Here is an 18,139-nt window from a genome sequence, read left to right as displayed (position 1 = left end):
ACAGCCTCGGCTAGTTGACGACGGCGCCGGCGGTCAGGTTGATCGCGGTGCCGGTGACGGAGCGGGCCAGGTCCGAGGCAGCGAAGGTCGCGATGGCGCCGACGTCGGCCAGGGTCGCGGCGCGGTTCAGCATCGTCTGGGCCGCGGTGTGCTCGGCGACCTCGCGCCGGAAGTCCTCGGGGTAGGTCTCCGGGTTCGACTCCGGAATACCGTTCGTCTGCAAGGTGATCACGCGGATGCCGTGCGGCCCGAGCTCGCAGGCGAGGCTGCGCCGCAGCGCCTCCACCGCGCCGAACCCGGTCTGGAAACTCCCGAGGTTCGCCGCCGGGTCGCCGTACCCGCCGAAGGTGAGGATGACGCCGGAGCCCTGCTCGACCATGCGCCGGGCGGCGGCGCGGGAGGTGAGGTAGAAGGTGCGCAGCATGTTCCGCACCGGTTCTTCGACGTCCGCGAGGGACATGTCGATCAGCGGCGTCCCGAAGTACTGCTTGTGGCCGATCAGGTTGAACGAGATGTCGATCCGGGCGAGCGTCTCGGCGTGCTGGTCGACCGAGCGTTCGTCGAGCGCGTCGACGACCGCGGTCTCGGCCTTGCCGCCGCTCGCGCGGATCTCGTCCGCGACCCGTTCGAGGGTTTCCGCCGTCCGCCCGGCCAGGTGCACCGTCGCACCTTCGGCGGCGAACGCCTTCGCGACCGCGCCGCCGATCGGGCCGGCCGCGCCGTACACAACTGCCTGTTTGTCGTTGAGCATCATCAGGTGGCCTCCTCGGCCAGTTCGGTGACGAGGTCGTCGAGTTGTTGCATCGACGCGCGGATCCCGCGCTCCATGCCGCCGGCGACGTACAGGTCGCGATCCTCGACCGCGAAGAAGACGGTGTTCTGGGTCAGCGTGGTGACCCCGTCGGCCTCGTCGAAGGTGATCAGATTCAGGTAGACGGTCCCGGGCGCCTGGTCGAATTCGTACGTCTGCACGATCCGCTCCTGCGTCGGTTCCCCGTGGTACAGCCCGTGGAAGACGTAGCCCTTGCCGTCGCCGTCGTAGTGCGTCCAGCGCCAGCGACCGCCGTGCCGCGGGTCGAGCTGGTTCACGATCAGCTCGAGCCCGGCCGGACCCAGCCAGCGCGGCACCAGATCGGGTTCGGTGTACGCGCGGAACAGCAGCTCGCGCGGTGCGTTGAACGTCCGGATGATGACGACCTGCGGTACGCCGGGCTCCGCGATGACCTTCACGACTGCTCCTTCAGGTCGTCGAGCAGATCGTCGAGGCGGTCGAAACTCTCCGCCCAGTAGGCGCGGTAGTCCATCAGCCAGCCGACGGCCGCACGGAGCGGCTCGGCCTCGAGATGGCTGAGCCGGGCCGTGGCGCGTTGCGACCGGCTGATCAGACCGGCCGCCTCGAGCACCTTCAGGTGCTTGGACACCGCCGGTTGCGACATGCTGAACGGCGCCGCCAGCTCGGCGACGGTCGCGTCGCCGTGCTGGAGCTGGGTCAGGATCGCCCGCCGGGTCGGGTCCGCGAGGGCCGCGAACACGCCGGTCAACGTGTCTTCATAACCAGATGGTTTCAGAACCATGTGGTTAAGGATGCGGACTGGACCGCCCTGCTGTCAACCGGTCGTCACGGATGCCGCGGCGACTGCCAGTTGTCCGGGTCGCAAAAGGCCGGGTCGATCCCGCGCTGGACGCAGTACTGCCGGAGGAGTTCTTCCCGGGTCGACGGACGACTGCTCGGCCGCGGTTTCTTCGTGGTCGTCGTCGTCCGGGTCGGTTTGGGATCCGGGGTCGATTCGGTCCGCGTGGTGCTCCTGGTCGCGGTCGGCTTCCGGGTCGGCCGTTGGGTCGGCACCTGGGTCGGGGTCGGGTGGGTTGGCACCTGGGTCGGCGTGACGGTCTTCGGCACTCGCGGCGGCGTGACCGTCGGCGACGGTACGTCGGGAGTCGCGGAACTCGTGGCGTCGTCCTGAAGGAACTTCACGGCCGCCGTGTCATCGGAGCCCCCGAAAACACTGATCGAGGAAGCCACGACGCCCACGATCAGAAGAGCCACCGCGGCACCGGCGTACACGACCCGGCGGGACGGAGCGGCGTACTGGCCGAGCGGGCCGCGGACCGGCTTGCCCTTGCCGTCGACCCAGAACACCCAGCCCTCCGGCGCCGGCGGCCAGGACGGATCGGGGCGCCAGGTCTTCGGCGGCACCCAGCTGCGCCGGGGTGGGGTCGGCCAGTTCGGCGGGGCCACGAACCGCTTCAAGGGAACTCCTCCACTCCACCGGGACTCACCCAGGCCAACGACACAGACCAGATGCAGGCTACTTGCGGCGCGGGACCAGTTGCTTTGCGGCTCCGCCCAGTTCCGCGTGTCGGCGTGCTTTTTCGATCAACCCCCACCATCGGAGCCCTTTTAATCAGGTTAGGCTCACCTAAACCTGACGCCCTTTTCGGAGGAACCATCCGCCATGGCCTTGTCCCGAATCCGGTCCGTCGCGGCCGCCGCGATCGCCGTACTGACGCTCGGCGCCGGCCTCACCGCCTGCGGCCAGGACGACACCCAGAACTCCCCTGCGAGTACCGGTGACACCGCCGGCTTCCCGGTGACCATCGACCACCTCTACGGCTCGACGACGATCAAGGCCAAGCCGGAGCGCGTGGTGACGCTCGGCGGTGGCGATCTGGAGGCCTCGATCGCGCTCGGCGTCGTGCCGGTCGCGGGCGCCGACTGGTTCGGGAACCCGAACCTGCGCGGCTGGGTGAAGTCCGCGCTCGGCGACCGCCCGGCACCGAAACTGATCGACTCCTCGGAGCCGAAGTACGAGGAGATCGCGGCGCTGCGGCCGGACCTGATCGTCTATATCAACAGCGTCAACGACAAGTTGCAGTTCGACACCCTGAACGCGATCGCGCCGACGATCGCGGCGCCGGTCGGGACCAAGAACGTGTACGGCGTCGCGTGGCAGGACCAGGTCCGCGAGATCGCGAAGGCGACCGGAACGACACCTGCGGGCGAGCAGGTCGTGAAGGACACCGAGACGCTGCTGACCGACGCCGCGAAGGCGAACCCGGGGTTCGCCGGGAAGGTCATCACGGCGGGCGTGTACTCGGCGAACAGCCTGAACGCGTGGCTGCCGTCCGACCCGCGGATGCGGCTGCTGACGGCGCTCGGGTTCAAGACCAACCCACAGGTCGACGCGATGGAGAACGGTGACTTCTACGTGAAGATCTCGCCGGAGCTGACCGAGAAGCTGAACGCCGACGTGATCTTCATGGCTGCGCTCGACGGCGCCGGCAAGCTCGATCCGGCGGTGGTCAACGACAAGCTGTTCAACGCGGTGCCCGCGGTGCAGGCGAAGCACGTCGCGTATTGGGGCGGTGCGCCGGTGATCAACACGCCGACCCCGAGCGGCGAGTTCTCCAGCGCGATGTCGATCGGCGGTCCGCTCGGCATCAAGTACGCGCTCCCGAAGCTGGTCCCGATGCTGCAGGACGCCCTCGCCGGAAAGGGTTAGAGAACGTCGTCGAGGAGCCGGGTCAGGTCCTCGCCGAACGGGCGGTCGCCGTCGATCGGAGGTACGACGTCGTCGACCGCCCGCAACAGTTCTTGGAGACCGGGCGGCACCGGACGCGCCGACAGCGCGAAGGCCTGGCGTACCGCGAGCAGCTCGCAGGCGGCCGTACCGCGGGTGAGGCGGATCGCGTCGCCGAGGTTCCCGACCGCTTCCCAGGAGAACGTCTGGACGTCCTCCTGACCGTTCGACGTCTCCGCCGTACTGATTGCTGTGGGCAACGTCAGTCGGCGCAACTGGTGGGCGGTGGCGACTGCTCGTTTGTGCACGGCGACGAGGCCCGCCTGTGGACCGGGCTCGCGCGCGAGCTGCGCGGTCAGCCCGGTCACGGCAGGATCCAGTAGCCTGTGAAGTCGCGCCACCGAGACCTCGGCCGCGTGCGCGAGCGCCGCCGTCAGGTGATCGCAATGCGCGGCCAGGTCGATCCCGTGGAACCCGGCCGTTCCGACGAACTCCCCGTCCAGGTACGCCGGTGAGTCGGTGACGCCGGTGAACGCCCGCTCGACCGCGTCGTCGAGCTGCTGCAGAGTCCGTCGTACATGGGCGACCACCTGGCCCGCGACCCGGAACGAAACGGGGGCCTGCAGGCTCCGCGGCTCGTCCTCGGGACCTGCCAGCTCCCGCAGCCGCGCCAGTTCGGACGCCAGTACGGCGTCTCCGCGGCCGACCGCCGGGCGGTACGGATCCCGGTTCGCGCCCACGACCGCGATGGCCCCGGCAGCGATGGCACTGAGCATGCCGGCCAGCCGGTGAACCGCGTGCGCGTGGAAAGCGGCCCGGCCGGTCGCGCCGGGGATGCCGGCCAGCAGCGCGATGCCTTCCTTGGGACCGGGATCCAGCGAGGCGAACGCGTGGGACAGCGGGATGATCTCGCCGGCCGATCCCGCACCCTCGGCGGGGATGTCCGGGAGCTCGCCACTGTTGATCAGGGCCACCAGCGCCTGGATCAGCTCGACGGAGACGGCGGCGTCGCCGGTCAGGAAGGTTCGCAACCGGCCGATCAGAACCGCGCGGGCTTCCTCGGGAGGCAGCCACGGTAGGCCGCCGACCGCGCGGCCGCGGAGCAGGTTGCGCTGGTGGACGCGCTGCTCGTCCTCGGTGAGGCGGACCTTGCTGAGGTTGCCCATGCCGGTGTTCACGCCGTACACAGGCCGGCCCGACTCGAGCGTGCGGAGGGCGGCGGCCCGCGTCGCGGCGAGTCGGTCGAGCAGGGCGGGTGCGAGCTCGATCGGATCGGGGCTCGCCGGGTCCAGGTCGGCGGGATCCTCGATCATCAGTGGAACCGGAGCATCGTGCCGGCGCCGGCGGCCTCGGCGCGGCGCAGGATCAGGTGCGCGATCGCGACGTCCAGCAGCGACAGCCCGCGATGCCAGAAGAGGTTGCGCTCGGCATCGTTCTCACGGCCGGGTGTGCGGCCCGCGACGATCTCGCCGATCTCGGCGTACAGCGCCTCCGGCGACAGCCGCCCGGTGTCCACGTGCCGCCGGAGCGAACCGAAGCGGCCCGACTGCGCTTCCCGCCAGTCGTCCACGACGACCTTGTCCATCACGTCGAGCAGGTCCAGCTCGACCGCGGACACCGTGCCGTACGGTACGACGAAGGCTCCGGGCCGGACCGCCGCCGTACGCAGCAACGGCTCGGGCTCCGTGAGCCGGGTCGCCTCGACGAGGACATCGGCGCCGTCGAAGGCCTCTTCCGCGGTCGCGCACACCCGGATCGGCGTGGACAGCTCGGCGGCGAGGTCCGCGGCGAACTTCTCCCGGGACTCCGGTCGCCGCGACGTCACCCGGATCTCGTCGAGGTCGAGCAGGTCGTCGAGCATCGTGACGTTCCACCACGCCGTACCCCGGGCTCCGGCGTGCGCGAGGATCTTGCTATCTCGCCGGGCCAGGTGCCGGGCGCCGACCGTCGTCATCGCGCCGGTCCGGGCCGCGGTGATCATCGTCGCGTCGAGAACCGCCAGCGGTACGCCGGTGGTCGGGTCGAACAGCGTCGCCATCGCGAGCTCACTCGGCAGCCCCCGCTGGTAGTTCGGGACGAAGTCGCCGACCACCTTCACGCCGCTGATCCCGTGCTCGCCGAGCCCGTCGAGATGACCGCGGAGGATGTTGAAGTGACCGATCCCGCCGTTGTCCGGGGTGAGGTGGACCCGCGGCTCGAAACTCGTCCGGCCCTCGCCGTGCTCGCGGACCGCTTCCTCGACGGCGTCCACGATCTCCAGCCGGGTCAGCCCCAGCGCGTCGATGTCCGGGCCGCTCAGGAAACGCAGCCAGATCCCGTCCGTCACGTGGCTCCTTCGGTTGCCGTCGGTCGATACTTTAGTTTCACGCCGTGACGCTACGTTCGGGACATGGGGTCGACGACTGGAACACCGGAACGCACCGTCATCGGGCACTCGACCGGTGACAAGGTGATGCTGTTCGGCGGGCTGCCGCTGGTCGGGCTGGTGCTCGGGTTCTTCCTGCCGCGGATCGCGAACTGGGCCGCCGACCGGCAGTGGGTGCCGTTCCAGGGGCCGCTCAAGCTGATCGCCGCGTGGGACAGTTGGTGGGTCGTGGTGATCTGCGTGCTGGTCGGCCTGGTCGCCGGTGTGGTGCTCGCCGGGATGGCGCTCGACGACACCCTCAAGGTGACGATCACCGACCGGTCGGTCGAGTTCTCGAAGAACCAGAAGACGGTGACGGTGCCGCGGGAGAAGGTCGCGGTCGCGTTCCTGGACGGGAAGGAGATCGTCCTCCAGGACGCCACGTCCCGCGAACTGGCCCGCGAGAAGCACGACCAGCTGAAGTCCGAGACCAAGCAGATCCCGGGCGCCTTCCGGGCGCACGGGTACCCGTGGTCGGACGCGGGCGATCCGCACGAGTCCGCGTTCCGCCGCTGGATCGAGGACGACCCGGATCTGCCGCCCGCGGTGAACGCCGTCCTCAAGGTCCGTTCGAAGGCGTTCGACGACGGGGACAAGGGCAAGGCCGACCTGCGAGAGCTGCGCACCGAGCTGACCAACCTCGGCTACACGGTCAAGGACAGGGACAAGAAGCAGTACTGGCGCGCGTTTTAGGCACCGAGTAGATGCATCACGGCCGCCGCGTACGCCTGCTCGGCGTCGGCGGAGGTGTGGGTGCTGTCGGTCAGGGTGACCTGCCAGCCGTCGGGGGTCGACTCGAGGGATCGGAAATGCGGTCCGAGGAGCGCACGGAGCTGCTCCTCACGGGGTAACCAGATGACTTCGCGCTGCTCGATGCTGTCCAGCGCCCATTCCGTGGTGCCGTTGAAGCCGATCACCTTGCTGCCCTGGTAATCGTGCACCTCGACGGTCATGTCGCTCACCACGAACACGTCCTCGTCCATGTCCCGGTCCGGTACGACGAAACGATCTCCGGCACCGGGGCTCCACAGCACCCCGGCCTTGCGCAGTCGTCCGGCCTGCTCGATCGTAATCACCCTTCCATCCTCCCCACGGCGGGCAAACGCCGCAGGTCCGCGCGAGCCGCAGCCACCGAGACACGGCTCGCGCGAAGGACCCTCGGTCAGCGTTCGAGGGACCTGTGGTCAGCGTTCGAGGGACCTCAGGTCAGCGCGAAAGGGGACTGGGGTCAGCGCGCGAGGGCGCTGCGCAACTCCTCGGCGCGGTGGGCGATCCGGTCCCGGCACTCGGTGGTCAGCGGCAGGTCGAGGAGCGCAGACGCCTGCAGGTGACTGAGCGCGAACCGGTCCCGCAGCCGGCGGACGGCGATCGCGCGGTCCGGCGCGGTCCGCAGTACCGCGGCAACCTCGTGGCGACGCTCGAACGCGGACAGGACGCCGTCGTAGATCTCCAGCTGCGTGAACGCGGACCGGTCCGGCTCCGGCGGCATCGCGTGCTCGGACTTGTCACCGGTCCGGATCACCTGCCGCCACAGGGCGGGTACGGCGAGCCGGGCGCGGGTGTAGCGCCGCCGGGTCAGGGGCTGCGCGTAGGTCATGGTCATGAGATATCCCCCTAGTGATCAATCTGTCTTGGCCACCGCGTGCGGTTCCCGCGGTGGGCACTTCTTCCCGGGCGTCGTGAGCGCCTCGAAGTGCCAGGGTTCGTTGTCGTACCGGCGGCACACGCCGTACCGCCAGCCGTTCGTGTTCAGCCACGTCATGGCGGCTGTCGGACCGATGTCCACGGCCTTGCCCTGCACGTGGGCGGAGTACTTCGGCGGCAGCACCCACCGGGTCGCCACCTTGTAGGAGCCGTACTTCTCGACCGCCTCGTCGAGCAGCCGCTGCTGCTTGGTCGCGCTGCGCCGAGCGGATGTGATCCGGATCGTCACACCGTCCTTCCTCGCCGCCGCGATCGCCTTCTTCAGGCGGGTCCGCAGCTTCGGCGAGAGGCCCTCGATGCTCTCCTCGCGGACCCCCGTCGACGGCTTCTTCGTCGCCTTCTTGGACGGTGTCGTCTTCGGAGTCACCGGCGTCGTGGACGGGGTCTTCGACGGCGTGTGCGTCGGCCGGCTGGTCGGCTCGGGCGTGGTGGTGACGAGGGTGGTCGCCGGCGGTGCCCCCACCGCCGGCGCGCTCACGGTCGACACGACCGGCTCCTTGTCCGCGGCCAGGCCGAGGACCTCACCCACCTGCGCGTGCCACAGCAGCAGCGCACCGACCACCGTCCCGGCCCCCACCACACCGATCACGGACAGCAACTTTGTCCGTACCCCACCGTGCGGGCGTGGCGGGCGGCGGTCGTGACTCATGGGGTACAGCCTTTCTGATCGGGACAGGGCGGCGCATCGGTCCCAGGGACCGTCCTCGCGTCCCATCTGTAGCCCCTGAGTATCAGTTCGGACGCCGAGCCTCCTCCAAAAGTTGGAGAGACCGCCCCTCCGGTCAGATGAAGCTTCGGCAAACACAAGCTGACTACGCTGGGCGACGTGAAGGGACTCTGGCGGAGATTGTCGCAGGGGCAGCAGGATCTGCTGCTCGCCGCGGTGATCGGCGTGGTCTGGTTCGGGGCGCTGAACCTGATCAACGGGACCGGCCTGCGCCCGCGCAACCCCGCGGTCTCGGTGGTGACCGGGGTCTTCCTGGTCGCCACGGTCGCCTTCGCCCGCCGAACGCCGCGCACGATGCTGCTCGTCGTCTCGGTCCTCTACCCGTTCATGTACGCCGCGGTCGGCACCGGGCTCGCCGCTCAGCTCGGGCTGACGATCTTCGGTCAGCCGGAGATCAGCGACGCCGCGCTGCAGTCCGAGATCCATCTCGTCCCGCTGCTCGTCGTCGGGTACCTGGCCGCCGCGGCCGGGGTCCGGCGCTTCACGTGTCTGTTCTTCACCATGGGCAGCCTGGCGGGCCTGATGATCGGTCTGCCGACGGTCGTCGCGATCGTCCTCGGGCGCGTGAACCGCGACATCCTGCTCGGCGACCGCTACCAGAGCCTGCCGCGGAACGTGGCCAGCCTGTACTCCTACATCGACGTCTCACTGTTCGTGTTCGCCGAGGCCCTGATCTGCGGCATGGTGCTGCTCGGCGCGGACGCCCGGCGGCGCCGGAAGTCGGTCGCGCTGCTCGAGCAGCGCAACGCGGAGCTGATCCGGTTGCGCGCCGTCGAGGCCGAGCGGGCGGCGGTCGCGGAACGGACCCGGATCGCCCGCGACCTGCACGACGTGATCTCGCACCACGTGAGCGCGGTGGTGATCCGGGCGCAGGCCGCGGACCGGGTCGCCGACCAGCGGCCCGAGGTCCTCCGGGAGGCGATCCGCTGGATCATTGCCAGCGGCAAGGAGGCGCTGACCGCGATGCGGGAGACCGTCCGGGTGCTGAACACCGCCTCGCCGCAGGTCGCCGGCGACACCGGCTCCGGCGGCGGGACCGCGCCGGTGCCCGACCTGGCGGACGTCGCGCGGATGGGCGAACGGCTGAAAGCGGTCGGGATCGACGTGACGATGGACCTCCCGCCACGGCAGCGGCAGCTCACGTCGGCGACCGACCTGACCGCGGTGCGGATCATCCAGGAGGCGCTGACCAACGTGATGGTGCACGCGAAGGCGACCGCGGCGCGGGTGACCTGGCAGAGTGGGCCACAGGGAGAGCTGCTGACCATCGACGACAACGGGAACGGTGGCCCGCCACCGGTGAACGTGCTGGAGACCGCGCGGCGGAACGAGAGCGGCCGCGGCAACGGCTTGATCGGGATGCGGGAACGGGCCACCGCGGTCGGCGGCACCCTCGCCGTCGCGGCCGGGCCCCTGGGTGGATGGAGAGTGCAGGCATGGTTGCCCCCGCAGAACTGAGCCCCGGCGGCCCCGATGGCCCCGGCCCGGGCCAGAGCGAGCCGATCCGGATCCTGGTCGCCGACGACCAGGGCGTGATCCGGATGGGGCTGGCGATGATCCTCGACCACGAGCCGGACCTGACCACGGTCGCCCAGGCCGAGAACGGCGCGGAGGCGCTCCGGCTGATCGACCAGTACGACCCCGACGTGGTGCTGATGGACATCCGGATGCCGGTGATGGACGGTCTGGTCGCCACCGAGCGGATCACCTCCGCGAACCGGGCGGCCGGTCGCGCGCGTCCCGCCGTACTGGTGCTGACGACGTTCGACGACGAGGCGTATGTGCTGGCGGCGGTGCGGGCCGGGGCATCCGGGTTCCTGCTGAAGGACACTGATCCGGACCTGCTGGTGTCGGCCGTGCGGGCGGTGTACCGCGGCGACTCGCTGGTCGACCCGGCCTCGACGCGGGTGCTGCTGGAGCGCTGCATGGAGCTCGAGCGCCAGGTCGACGGCGGTACGGCGCCCGCGGCGCCGGCGCAACCGGATCCGCGATGGGTCGGACTGCTCGGTCAGCTGAGTGAGCGGGAGCGCGAGATCCTGGTCTGGATGGCGCGCGGGCTGTCGAACCGCGACCTCGCGGCGAAGCTGTTCGTCAGCGAGACCACGATCAAGACCCACGTCAGCTCGGTGCTGTCGAAGCTCGGGCTGTCCAGCCGGGTGCAGGCGGTCGTCGTCGCGTACGAGGCCGGGGTGGTCCGGCCGGGCGAAGCTGACGTGCGCTGGGACTCCTAGTCGCTAGAGGAACAGCCAGACCCCCAGGGCCACGACGGCGAGCAGGATCAGAACGGTTACGGCTTGGCTCAGCGCCGACGCCTGGCGGCGTCGGGGTAGGAAGTCCCCAGTCATGCTTCCAGAGTCGCTCGCGGAACCGCCGCACCCATCGGCCGTCAGGATGGTTCCGGTCTACTACCTGAGGATGAGCTGGTTGCCTGGAGCCCCTGCTTCCGTCGGTCCCCGGTTGCGCCCCGGTCGTCCTCAGGCGTCCTCAGGTGCCGAAGTATTCGGCGCGGACCTTCTTCGGGACGCACATCGACCAGGCCTCCAGGATCAGCTCGCGGAGCTCGGCGTGGTCCAGGGCGGCCAGCCGGACCTGGATCCAGCGGAAGCGCTCGTCGGACGGGCGGGGCGGGAAGAACTTGTCCGGCTCGGCGGCCAGTGCGGCGGCGCGCTCCTCGCGCGGGAACCCGATGCCGATCGTCTGCTCGTCCGGAGCGACCGCGAGGTACACGATCTGGCCGACCCGGAACTTGATCTGGTCCCGGACCAGAACCTCGTAGCTGCGCGGCAGGTCCGCGGTGATGGCGCGGATATCGGTGAGATCGACCACGCTCCCACGATAGACAGCGAATCCTGACAGCTGATGTCAGTGTTTTCGTCGGTACCGTGGTCTGATGCCTGCAGTCGTGAGCGCGGTCGAAGGTGCCGAGGTGGTGTTCCGCCTCGGTGACGCCGCGCATGCCTTCACCGGCGTCCGGCTGTGGCAGGAGCTCGGGTTGCCTGCCGAGGTGCTGGAGTTCAAGCCGGTCGACTTCGGGTGGGAGCTGCGGCTGCCACGGCCGGCGGTGCACCGGATGGAGTACCTGTTCGACATCGCCGACCTCGGGATGCGGACCGATCCGACGAACCCGCGGGTGGTCGGCGGGGCGTTCGGCGACCACTCGTGGCTGCCGCTGCCCGGGTACGTCGAGCCCGCGTGGATCGCCGTACCGCCTATCGCGGCCACGCTGACGCCGCTGACCGTGGATTCCCCGGTCGGCGCGGTCGACGTGCAGGTGTGGGCGCCGGAGGGGATCGCGCCGGGGTTCGAGCTGCCGTTGCTGCTGTCGCACGACGGTCCCGAGTTCGCGACGTACGCCGGGCTCACGCATTACGCGGGGGCGATGATCGCTGGCGGTTCGCTCCCGCCGTTCCGGTTGGCGCTGATCCGGCCGACCTCGCGGAACCTCTGGTACGCCGCGAATCCGCAGTACGCCGAGGCGCTGACGCAGTACGTGCTGCCTGCTGTGCAGACGGCGTACCGGAGTCGGCGGCCGGTGATTATGGGCGCCAGCCTGGGCGCGCTCGCGGCGCTGCACGCGGAATGGAATTTTCCGAACACGTTTTCCGGGCTGTTCCTGCAGTCGGGGTCGTTCTTCACGCCGGAGACCGATCCGCAGGAGTCGAAGTTCGAGTACTTCGCCGCGGTGACCGGGTTCGTCGAGCAGGTGCTGACGGCAACCGCGGCGCCGAGTACGCCGCCGGTCGGGATGACCGCCGGGACCACCGAGGAGAACGTGCACAACAACCGGGTGCTGGCCGCGCGGCTGGCCGAGCTCGGGTTCGCCGTACGGTTCGACGAAACTCCGGACATGCACAACTTCACAGCCTGGCGGGATGTGCTGGATCCTGATCTGACGGAACTACTGCGGCAGACCTGGGGTGGGGCTGATGGAACGGGAGCAGGTCGAGTTGGAGGCGCCGGGGCTTGACCGCCCCGGCACCCTGATCCGGTACGGGCACTTCGGCCGCCCGGTGCTGGTCTTCCCGAGCGAGCAGGGCCGCGCCTGGGACTACGAGAACAACGGCATGGTCGACGCCGTCGCGGACCTGATCGAGGCCGGCCGGGTGAAGCTGTACTGCGTCGACTCCTACGACCACGTCAGCTGGTCGGACCGCAGCATCCAGCTCGAGGTCCGCGCGCGGCGGCACGAGCTGTACGAGTCCTGGATCGTGAACCAGGTCGTGCCGACGATCAGCTCGGACTCCCCCGGTGTCGCCGACATCATCACGACCGGGTGCAGCCTGGGCGCCTTCCACGCGCTGAACTTCGCGTTCAAGCGGGCCGACCTGTTCCCGATCGCGATCTGCCAGTCGGGCAACTACGACGCAGCCAGCTGGCACGCGTGGGGCGAGCGCGGCGACGCGACGTACTTCAACAACCCGGCCGACTATCTGCCGAACCTCTCCGGCGAGCATCTCGACTGGCTGCGGCAGCGGCTGTTCCTGCTGCTCACGGTCGGCCAGGGCGACTGGGAGACGCATCCGACCGGCTCGTTGCCGTCGGCCCGCGCGACCGCCGCCGTACTCGAGTCCAAAGGCATCCCGCATGAGCTGGACGTGTGGGGGTACGACGTAGCTCATGACTGGCCGTGGTGGCAGCGACAGCTCGCTCACCACCTGCCCCGATTCTGTTAGGAGCACCTATGTCTGACCGCTCACGGCATCTGATCGGGTTGTTGCTCGGGGCCGAGGAGGACTGGCCGCGAGCCTTCGAGGCGCTGCTGCAGCGCCTCGGTCCGGTGACCATCGACGGGCGCGAGCACGAGTTCGGCTCCCGGCGGCTCACCATCGAGCCGTTCGACCTGAACGACCCGGTGCGGGTCGGGCTGGTGATCGACCGGCTCGCGTACTGGTACTACCATCCGCGCGAGTGGCTGAAGAAGGCCGCGCTGATGAACGGGACGTACCTGCTGAACTCGCCGTTCACGTTCCAGTCGATGGAGAAGCACTCGGCGTACTGCGCGATGCTCCGCCTCGGGCTGAAGATCCCGCGGACCGTGCTCGTGCCGTACAAGAACCCGGTGGACAACGTCCGCTGGGCGTACACGTCGGCGAAGTACAACCAGTCCTTCGACCTGGACGCCATCGCCGACGACCTCGGATACCCGCTGTACATGAAGCCCTTCGACGGCGGCGGCTGGCGGGGCGTCTCGCGGATCCGGGATCGTGCCGACCTGCACCGGGCGTACGACGAGTCCGGCGAGATGCTGATGCACCTGCAGGCCACCATCGACTACGACAAGTTCGCCCGCGCGCTCTCGATCGGCGCCGAGACGATGGTGATGGACTTCCGCCCGGACGAGCCGATGCACAACCGGTACGCCGTCTCGCACGACTTCCTGTCGCCGTCGGCCGGTCACCAGGCGGTGGCGATCAGCCGGATCGTGAACGCGTTCTTCGGCTGGGAGTTCAACTCCTGCGAAATGCTGGTGCAGGGCGACTCGGTCCATCCGATCGACTACGCCAACGCCTGCCCGGACGTCGCGGTGACCTCGCTGCACTACTACTTCCCGTGGGCGCTGAGCGCGCTGGTGAAGTGGTCGGTGTTCTGCCTGGCGACGGGCCGGCGCTCGTCGGTCGACCTGCGCACCGAGCGGTACTTCGAGATCGCGGACGACGAGACGCTCGACTACGACGCCAAGCTCGAGGCGTACCTGACGCTCGCGGACGAGCACTTCGAAACCGCGAAGTACCACGAATGGTGTGCCGCGCACCTGGGCGACTTCGACCTGCGCGTCCGCGACTGGGTGGCCGGACCCGACTTCGAGCGCCTGCTGCGGGACACCGTCGCGGCGACCTATCCCGCGCACGAACAGGACAGGTTCCTCGCCCATTTCAAGGGCCTGACCGACCTCTGGCTGGCCGATCAGGCAGGCTAGAGGGCGTGCGTGACTCCGAAGTACCGGCATGGTGGCAGCGACTAGGGCTCGACGGGCTGGTGGACATCCACGTCCACTTCCTGCCGGACCGGATGCTGAACGCGGTCTGGTCGTACTTCGACCAGGCCTCGCAGCACTACGGGACCGAGTGGCCGATCACCTACCGCACGTCGGTCGAGGAGCGGCTGAAGACCCTGGATGCGCTGGGGGTGCGGGCGTTTCCGGCGCTGGTGTACCCGCACAAGCCTGGCATGGCCTCTTCGCTCAACGAGTGGGCGCGCGACTTCGCTGCGGGCACCCCTGGCTGTGTGCCCAGCGGCACGTTCTATCCGGAGCCTGAGGCGTCGGATTACGTCCGGGAGGCGTTGGAGCTCGGGACGCGGATCTTCAAGGTGCACGTCCAGGTCGGCGACTACGATCCGCGGTCGGGCGAGTTGGACGATGTTTGGGGGCAGTTGGCGGAGGCCGGCGTACCCGTTGTGGTGCACTGCGGCTCGGGTCCGATTCCGGGGCGCCATACCGGGCCTGGTCCGATGGGTGCGGTTCTGCGGCGGCATCCCCGGTTGACTGCGGTGATTGCTCACCTGGGAATGCCCGAGTATGCCGAGCATCTGGCGCTCACGTCGTACCCGAATGTTCATCTGGACACGACTATGGCGCTGACTCCTTTCACGGAGAAGCTGATGCCGTTCCCGCGCGACCTGGTTCCGCGGCTTGGTGATCTGCAGGAGCGGATCGTGCTGGGGACGGACTTTCCGAACATTCCTTACGAGTATGCGGTTCAGCTCTCTGCGCTGGAGGAGCTGGGGCTCGGGGACGAGTGGCTGCGCGCGGTGTGCTGGGACAACGGCGCTCGACTGCTGGGCGTTTAGTTGCTCTTGGCAAGATCCACAGGTGTGGACAAGAATTTCCCTTGAAAATAAGGGGTTCTGGGTTTGGGAAGTGCCGGTGGGTGTGCCTAGAGTTGGTGCATGGAGACACTGGGTGAGCGACCGGTCTGGTCAATGAGTGGCAGCGAGATGCTGGACACCATCGATCAGCTCGACGCCGAGCTCGCGCGCCTGGAAACGTACCGCCTGCAGGTCATCGCAGGTCTCGACGCCGTCGGGTACGCGAAGGAAATCGGGGCGCAGGACACGACCCAACTCCTCGAGTACCGCTTCCTGCTGGACCACGTTCGCGCCCGCCGCGACGTACGCCTCGCACTAGCCCTCCCGAAATACCCCGCCGTCGCGAACGCCCTCCCAACCGTCGACTCGCGTGACCCCGGCGCCGACCCGGCCGACGACACGCCTGACTCGGACGCCGCCGACTCTGGTGCCGCCGACGCCGACTCTCGTGACCCCGGCGCCGACTCGCCTGACTCCGGGACCGACTCGCCTGGCTCCTGGGCCGATCCGGCCGACGACTCGGGTGACTCCGTCGACTCTCGTGACGAGGACGTGCCACGTCTGCGGCCTGCGCAGGCCGAGGCGATCGTGTCCGCGCTCGAACAGGTCCCTTCGACCGTCCCCGTCGAGGATCTCGAGGTCGTCGAGCGCGAACTCGTCGGCCTGGCCCGCCACCTCTGCCCCGCCGAGCTCCGCAAAGCCGGCCAACGAGCCCGCGACATCCTCGACACCGACGGCCCCGAACCCGAGGAACAAAAGGCGTACGCACGCGAGACGCTCACCCTCAGCACCGCAGACCGCGGCGTCAAGTTCCGCGGCTACCTCGCCAACGAGAACGCCGAACTCCTCCGCGCCCTCATCCACGCCGGCGCCCGCCCCCACAAAACCCTCGACGGCCAGCCAGACCCCCGCCCCCACGACAAGCGCCAAGCCGACGCCCTCACCACAGCCCTAACCATCGCCGCCACCACCCTAGACACCCCAACCCCAGCCAACCACCAGTCGAACTCCGCCGATCACGCAAGCGGGCCGACTACCGGTAACCACGCGGGTGAGGCGAACGCTGCTAGTCACGCGAGCGAGGCGAATGCTGGTGCTCACGCGAGCGGGCCGAACACCGCCGGGCACACGCGTGGGGCGACCGCTCCCGGGCGCACGGGTGAGGCGAATGCTGGCGCTCACGCGGGTGAGGCGAACACTGCTGGGCACACGACCGAGGAGAACGCTGGTAGCCACGCGAGCGGCGCGAACGCTGCCGGGCGCACGGGTCAGGCGAATGCTGGTGGTCACGCGGGATGGTCGAAGACTGCTGGGCACGCGCGTGGGGCGAACGTTGCTGGTTACGCGGATGGGTCGAGTGATGGTGGAACTGACGGGCAGGTTCCAGGCTTCGGCGCGAAGGCGAACATCACGGTCACCATCGACCTGGCCGACCTCCAGTCAGCAGCAGCCGACGCAATCGGCGACGTCGTGTACGGCGACGGCATCTCCGCCGCCGCCCTCCGCCTCCTGGCCTGCGACGCGAAAATCATCCCCCTGGTACTCGGCTCGACCTCCGAACCCCTAGACGTAGGCCGCTCCCAACGCCTGGTCACCCGATCGCTCCGCCGCGCCCTGAACGCCCGCGACCGCGGCTGCGTAGTCTGCGGCGCCCCACCCATCATGTGCGACGCCCACCACCTCACTTCCTGGCTCCACGGAGGAGAAACCAAACTCACCAACCTCGCCCTCCTCTGCCGCCGCCACCACCGAGCCCTCCACGCCGGCGAGTGGACCATCACCATCACCAACAACCAGGTCCACGTATCCCGCCCCACCTGGACCACCCCACCCCCTCCCCACGCCATCCACCCAACCCCACCCAACGCCCGACCACCCACAACTCCCACACCGACCCCCGCCACACCCCACACACCCACGCCCACATGCGCACCCACACCCACAACTGCCCGCACGCACACGCCTGCACCCGCAACTGCCCGCACACCTACGCCTGCACCCACCGCAGCTCGGCCACCCACGGCTGCGCACACATCTGCCGCAGCACCCACCTTCACGAATGCGTCGGACCGCCCCACCCCGGCACCACCGTCCGACCACCCAACCCCGGCATTCGGCGCCATCGCCAACCGCTCGGCAATCGGACGGAAGCTGCTCACCAAGCTGGCATCAACCACAGAACCCGGCACCCCAGCCTCCGAGCGTTCCCTCCGCGAAGCCGCATCCCAAGCCATCTGGGGTGAATCCACAACCCCCGACGACCCACAAACCCTCGACAACCCCCACATTCAAACCACCGCGAGCCTCCCCGCCGACCAGCGCGTAGACCCCTGGGCCGATCCCCCAGCCGACGTCCCAGCCTCATCGCCACAATCAGCCGCCTGACCACCCCGCAGCAAACGCGCTCCCCCACGTCTCGATCAACGAGCCAAACCTCGGCCACGTACTCCGTGGCTCACGCGCGCACGTCGACGCACGGCGTGCGTACTCCACCCCGAGCACACCAGCGCGAACACACAGCAGCCGCAGGCCCGACACGAGCATCCGCGAACCCGCAACGACAAGCAGCAAAGCTCCATCACCAACGTCGCCCCAACCAAACGCTCCCTCGGTAGAACTCGCCGACGTTCAACGCGCAGCTCCACCCGACCGCACCCGCACGGACGCACAACAGCCGCAGGCGTAACACGAGCATCCGCGAACCCGCAGCGAGAAGCAGCACAGCTCCATCACCAACGTCGACGCGACCAAGCGCTCCCTCGGTCCCGCCCGCACGCCGACGTACAACGCGCAGCTCCACGCGACCGCACCCGCACGGACGCACGCAGGCCGCCGGGACCGGCAAGAGCACCATCGCGGACCCGGCGGACCCGGGCAGCGCGGGCAGCGCGGGCAGCGCGGGCAGCGCGGGCAGCGCGGGCAGCGCGGGCAGCGCGGGCAGCGCGGGCAGCGCGGGCAGCGCGGGCAGCGCGGGCA

Annotated in this window: 20 protein-coding genes; 9 read left to right on the top strand and 11 right to left on the bottom strand. The window is 69.2% G+C overall.

Going from position 1 to position 18,139, the window contains the following annotated elements; genetic code table 11:
* Positions 1-10 precede the first annotated feature (10 nt).
* The 4 genes from AC0662_RS12380 to AC0662_RS12365 are packed head-to-tail and all read right to left on the bottom strand — an operon-like array spanning position 11 to position 2,251.
* Positions 11-754 (bottom strand): SDR family NAD(P)-dependent oxidoreductase, encoded by a 744-nt coding sequence (locus tag AC0662_RS12380; RefSeq protein WP_452197343.1) that lies wholly within the window; start codon positions 752-754, stop codon positions 11-13.
* The gene (locus tag AC0662_RS12375; protein ID WP_452197342.1) at positions 754-1,230 is read right to left on the bottom strand and encodes an SRPBCC domain-containing protein; all 477 of its coding nucleotides are present in this window, start codon (positions 1,228-1,230) and stop codon (positions 754-756) included. The genes AC0662_RS12380 and AC0662_RS12375 overlap by 1 nt, the downstream gene beginning before the upstream one ends.
* On the bottom strand, positions 1,227-1,574 hold the full coding sequence (locus AC0662_RS12370) for an ArsR/SmtB family transcription factor (RefSeq protein WP_478300381.1): 348 nt from the start codon (positions 1,572-1,574) through the stop codon (positions 1,227-1,229). The genes AC0662_RS12375 and AC0662_RS12370 overlap by 4 nt, the downstream gene beginning before the upstream one ends.
* Positions 1,575-1,618: 44 nt before the next feature.
* The gene (locus tag AC0662_RS12365) at positions 1,619-2,251 is read right to left on the bottom strand and encodes a hypothetical protein (protein ID WP_478300379.1); all 633 of its coding nucleotides are present in this window, start codon (positions 2,249-2,251) and stop codon (positions 1,619-1,621) included.
* A 205-nt stretch (positions 2,252-2,456) separates the two neighbouring features.
* Here AC0662_RS12365 and AC0662_RS12360 point away from each other — a divergent pair, with 205 nt between their 5' ends.
* Positions 2,457-3,503 carry an iron-siderophore ABC transporter substrate-binding protein gene (locus tag AC0662_RS12360; protein ID WP_478300377.1) on the top strand — a complete coding sequence of 349 codons (1,047 nt, stop codon included), beginning with the start codon at positions 2,457-2,459 and terminating at the stop codon, positions 3,501-3,503.
* Here AC0662_RS12360 and AC0662_RS12355 read toward each other — a convergent pair.
* Together AC0662_RS12355 and AC0662_RS12350 are read right to left on the bottom strand one after the other, a co-directional pair.
* The gene (locus tag AC0662_RS12355) at positions 3,500-4,834 is read right to left on the bottom strand and encodes an aromatic amino acid lyase (RefSeq protein WP_478300375.1); all 1,335 of its coding nucleotides are present in this window, start codon (positions 4,832-4,834) and stop codon (positions 3,500-3,502) included. The genes AC0662_RS12360 and AC0662_RS12355 overlap by 4 nt on opposite strands.
* Positions 4,834-5,847, bottom strand: a complete 1,014-nt coding sequence (locus AC0662_RS12350) for an ornithine cyclodeaminase family protein (RefSeq protein WP_478300373.1) — start codon at positions 5,845-5,847, stop codon at positions 4,834-4,836. The genes AC0662_RS12355 and AC0662_RS12350 overlap by 1 nt, the downstream gene beginning before the upstream one ends.
* Positions 5,848-5,910: 63 nt before the next feature.
* On the opposite strand from AC0662_RS12350, the gene AC0662_RS12345 reads away from it, so the two are divergent.
* Positions 5,911-6,618, top strand: a complete 708-nt coding sequence (locus tag AC0662_RS12345; RefSeq protein WP_478300371.1) for a YqeB family protein — start codon at positions 5,911-5,913, stop codon at positions 6,616-6,618.
* On the opposite strand, the gene AC0662_RS12340 is transcribed toward AC0662_RS12345, so the two are convergent.
* From AC0662_RS12340 to AC0662_RS12330, 3 genes are all read right to left on the bottom strand, one after another.
* Positions 6,615-7,001 (bottom strand): pilus assembly protein CpaE, encoded by a 387-nt coding sequence (locus AC0662_RS12340; RefSeq protein ID WP_452197335.1) that lies wholly within the window; start codon positions 6,999-7,001, stop codon positions 6,615-6,617. The genes AC0662_RS12345 and AC0662_RS12340 overlap by 4 nt on opposite strands.
* Positions 7,002-7,153: 152 nt before the next feature.
* Positions 7,154-7,528 carry a hypothetical protein gene (locus AC0662_RS12335; protein ID WP_452197334.1) on the bottom strand — a complete coding sequence of 125 codons (375 nt, stop codon included), beginning with the start codon at positions 7,526-7,528 and terminating at the stop codon, positions 7,154-7,156.
* 18 nt (positions 7,529-7,546) lie between these two features.
* Positions 7,547-8,278: a M15 family metallopeptidase gene (locus AC0662_RS12330; protein WP_452197333.1), complete on the bottom strand. Its 732-nt coding sequence runs from the start codon at positions 8,276-8,278 to the stop codon at positions 7,547-7,549.
* A 177-nt stretch (positions 8,279-8,455) separates the two neighbouring features.
* Here AC0662_RS12330 and AC0662_RS12325 point away from each other — a divergent pair, with 177 nt between their 5' ends.
* Positions 8,456-9,814 carry a sensor histidine kinase gene (locus AC0662_RS12325; RefSeq protein ID WP_452197332.1) on the top strand — a complete coding sequence of 453 codons (1,359 nt, stop codon included), beginning with the start codon at positions 8,456-8,458 and terminating at the stop codon, positions 9,812-9,814.
* Positions 9,793-10,587 carry a response regulator gene (locus AC0662_RS12320; protein WP_452197331.1) on the top strand — a complete coding sequence of 265 codons (795 nt, stop codon included), beginning with the start codon at positions 9,793-9,795 and terminating at the stop codon, positions 10,585-10,587. Before AC0662_RS12325 ends, AC0662_RS12320 begins: the two co-directional genes overlap by 22 nt.
* 253 nt (positions 10,588-10,840) lie before the next feature.
* Here the strand turns inward: AC0662_RS12320 and AC0662_RS12315 are convergent, their stop codons facing one another.
* Positions 10,841-11,182: an MmcQ/YjbR family DNA-binding protein gene (locus AC0662_RS12315; RefSeq protein WP_452197330.1), complete on the bottom strand. Its 342-nt coding sequence runs from the start codon at positions 11,180-11,182 to the stop codon at positions 10,841-10,843.
* A 64-nt stretch (positions 11,183-11,246) separates the two neighbouring features.
* On the opposite strand from AC0662_RS12315, the gene AC0662_RS12310 reads away from it, so the two are divergent.
* The 5 genes from AC0662_RS12310 (at position 11,247) to AC0662_RS12290 (ending at position 17,548) form a co-directional block, all read left to right on the top strand.
* Complete coding sequence (locus AC0662_RS12310) at positions 11,247-12,323, top strand: alpha/beta hydrolase (protein WP_478300369.1); 1,077 nt, start codon at positions 11,247-11,249, stop codon at positions 12,321-12,323.
* Positions 12,283-13,029, top strand: coding sequence for an esterase family protein (locus AC0662_RS12305; protein ID WP_452197328.1), 747 nt, complete (start codon positions 12,283-12,285; stop codon positions 13,027-13,029). Before AC0662_RS12310 ends, AC0662_RS12305 begins: the two co-directional genes overlap by 41 nt.
* Positions 13,030-13,037: 8 nt before the next feature.
* A complete protein-coding gene (locus AC0662_RS12300; RefSeq protein ID WP_478300367.1) occupies positions 13,038-14,273 on the top strand; it encodes an ATP-grasp domain-containing protein in 1,236 nt (411 codons plus the stop codon).
* Between the two features lie 5 nt (positions 14,274-14,278).
* A complete protein-coding gene (locus AC0662_RS12295) occupies positions 14,279-15,145 on the top strand; it encodes an amidohydrolase family protein (protein ID WP_478300365.1) in 867 nt (288 codons plus the stop codon).
* Between the two features lie 99 nt (positions 15,146-15,244).
* Complete coding sequence (locus tag AC0662_RS12290) at positions 15,245-17,548, top strand: HNH endonuclease (RefSeq protein WP_478300363.1); 2,304 nt, start codon at positions 15,245-15,247, stop codon at positions 17,546-17,548.
* A gap of 193 nt (positions 17,549-17,741) precedes the next feature.
* On the opposite strand, the gene AC0662_RS12285 is transcribed toward AC0662_RS12290, so the two are convergent.
* On the bottom strand, positions 17,742-18,139 hold a 398-nt coding region (locus tag AC0662_RS12285; RefSeq protein ID WP_478300361.1), incomplete at its 5' end, for a hypothetical protein.

The organism is Kribbella sp. NPDC043289 (assembly GCF_056436705.1).
Note: the sequence above shows the minus strand (reverse complement) of the source record. Positions and strands in the feature narration are given on the sequence as shown.

Excerpts from the sequence above, each read along its gene's own strand:
- AC0662_RS12310 (WP_478300369.1), top strand. The coding sequence starts at position 11,247 with ATGCCTGCAGTCGTGAGCGCGGTCGAAGGTGCCGAGGTGGTGTTCCGC.
- AC0662_RS12345 (WP_478300371.1), top strand. The coding sequence starts at position 5,911 with ATGGGGTCGACGACTGGAACACCGGAACGCACCGTCATCGGGCACTCG.
- AC0662_RS12355 (WP_478300375.1), bottom strand. The coding sequence starts at position 4,834 with ATGATCGAGGATCCCGCCGACCTGGACCCGGCGAGCCCCGATCCGATC.
- AC0662_RS12320 (WP_452197331.1), top strand. The coding sequence starts at position 9,793 with ATGGTTGCCCCCGCAGAACTGAGCCCCGGCGGCCCCGATGGCCCCGGC.
- AC0662_RS12300 (WP_478300367.1), top strand. The coding sequence starts at position 13,038 with ATGTCTGACCGCTCACGGCATCTGATCGGGTTGTTGCTCGGGGCCGAG.
- AC0662_RS12290 (WP_478300363.1), top strand. The coding sequence starts at position 15,245 with ATGGAGACACTGGGTGAGCGACCGGTCTGGTCAATGAGTGGCAGCGAG.
- AC0662_RS12335 (WP_452197334.1), bottom strand. The coding sequence starts at position 7,528 with ATGACCATGACCTACGCGCAGCCCCTGACCCGGCGGCGCTACACCCGC.
- AC0662_RS12360 (WP_478300377.1), top strand. The coding sequence starts at position 2,457 with ATGGCCTTGTCCCGAATCCGGTCCGTCGCGGCCGCCGCGATCGCCGTA.
- AC0662_RS12380 (WP_452197343.1), bottom strand. The coding sequence starts at position 754 with ATGATGCTCAACGACAAACAGGCAGTTGTGTACGGCGCGGCCGGCCCG.
- AC0662_RS12305 (WP_452197328.1), top strand. The coding sequence starts at position 12,283 with ATGGAACGGGAGCAGGTCGAGTTGGAGGCGCCGGGGCTTGACCGCCCC.
- AC0662_RS12330 (WP_452197333.1), bottom strand. The coding sequence starts at position 8,278 with ATGAGTCACGACCGCCGCCCGCCACGCCCGCACGGTGGGGTACGGACA.
- AC0662_RS12370 (WP_478300381.1), bottom strand. The coding sequence starts at position 1,574 with ATGGTTCTGAAACCATCTGGTTATGAAGACACGTTGACCGGCGTGTTC.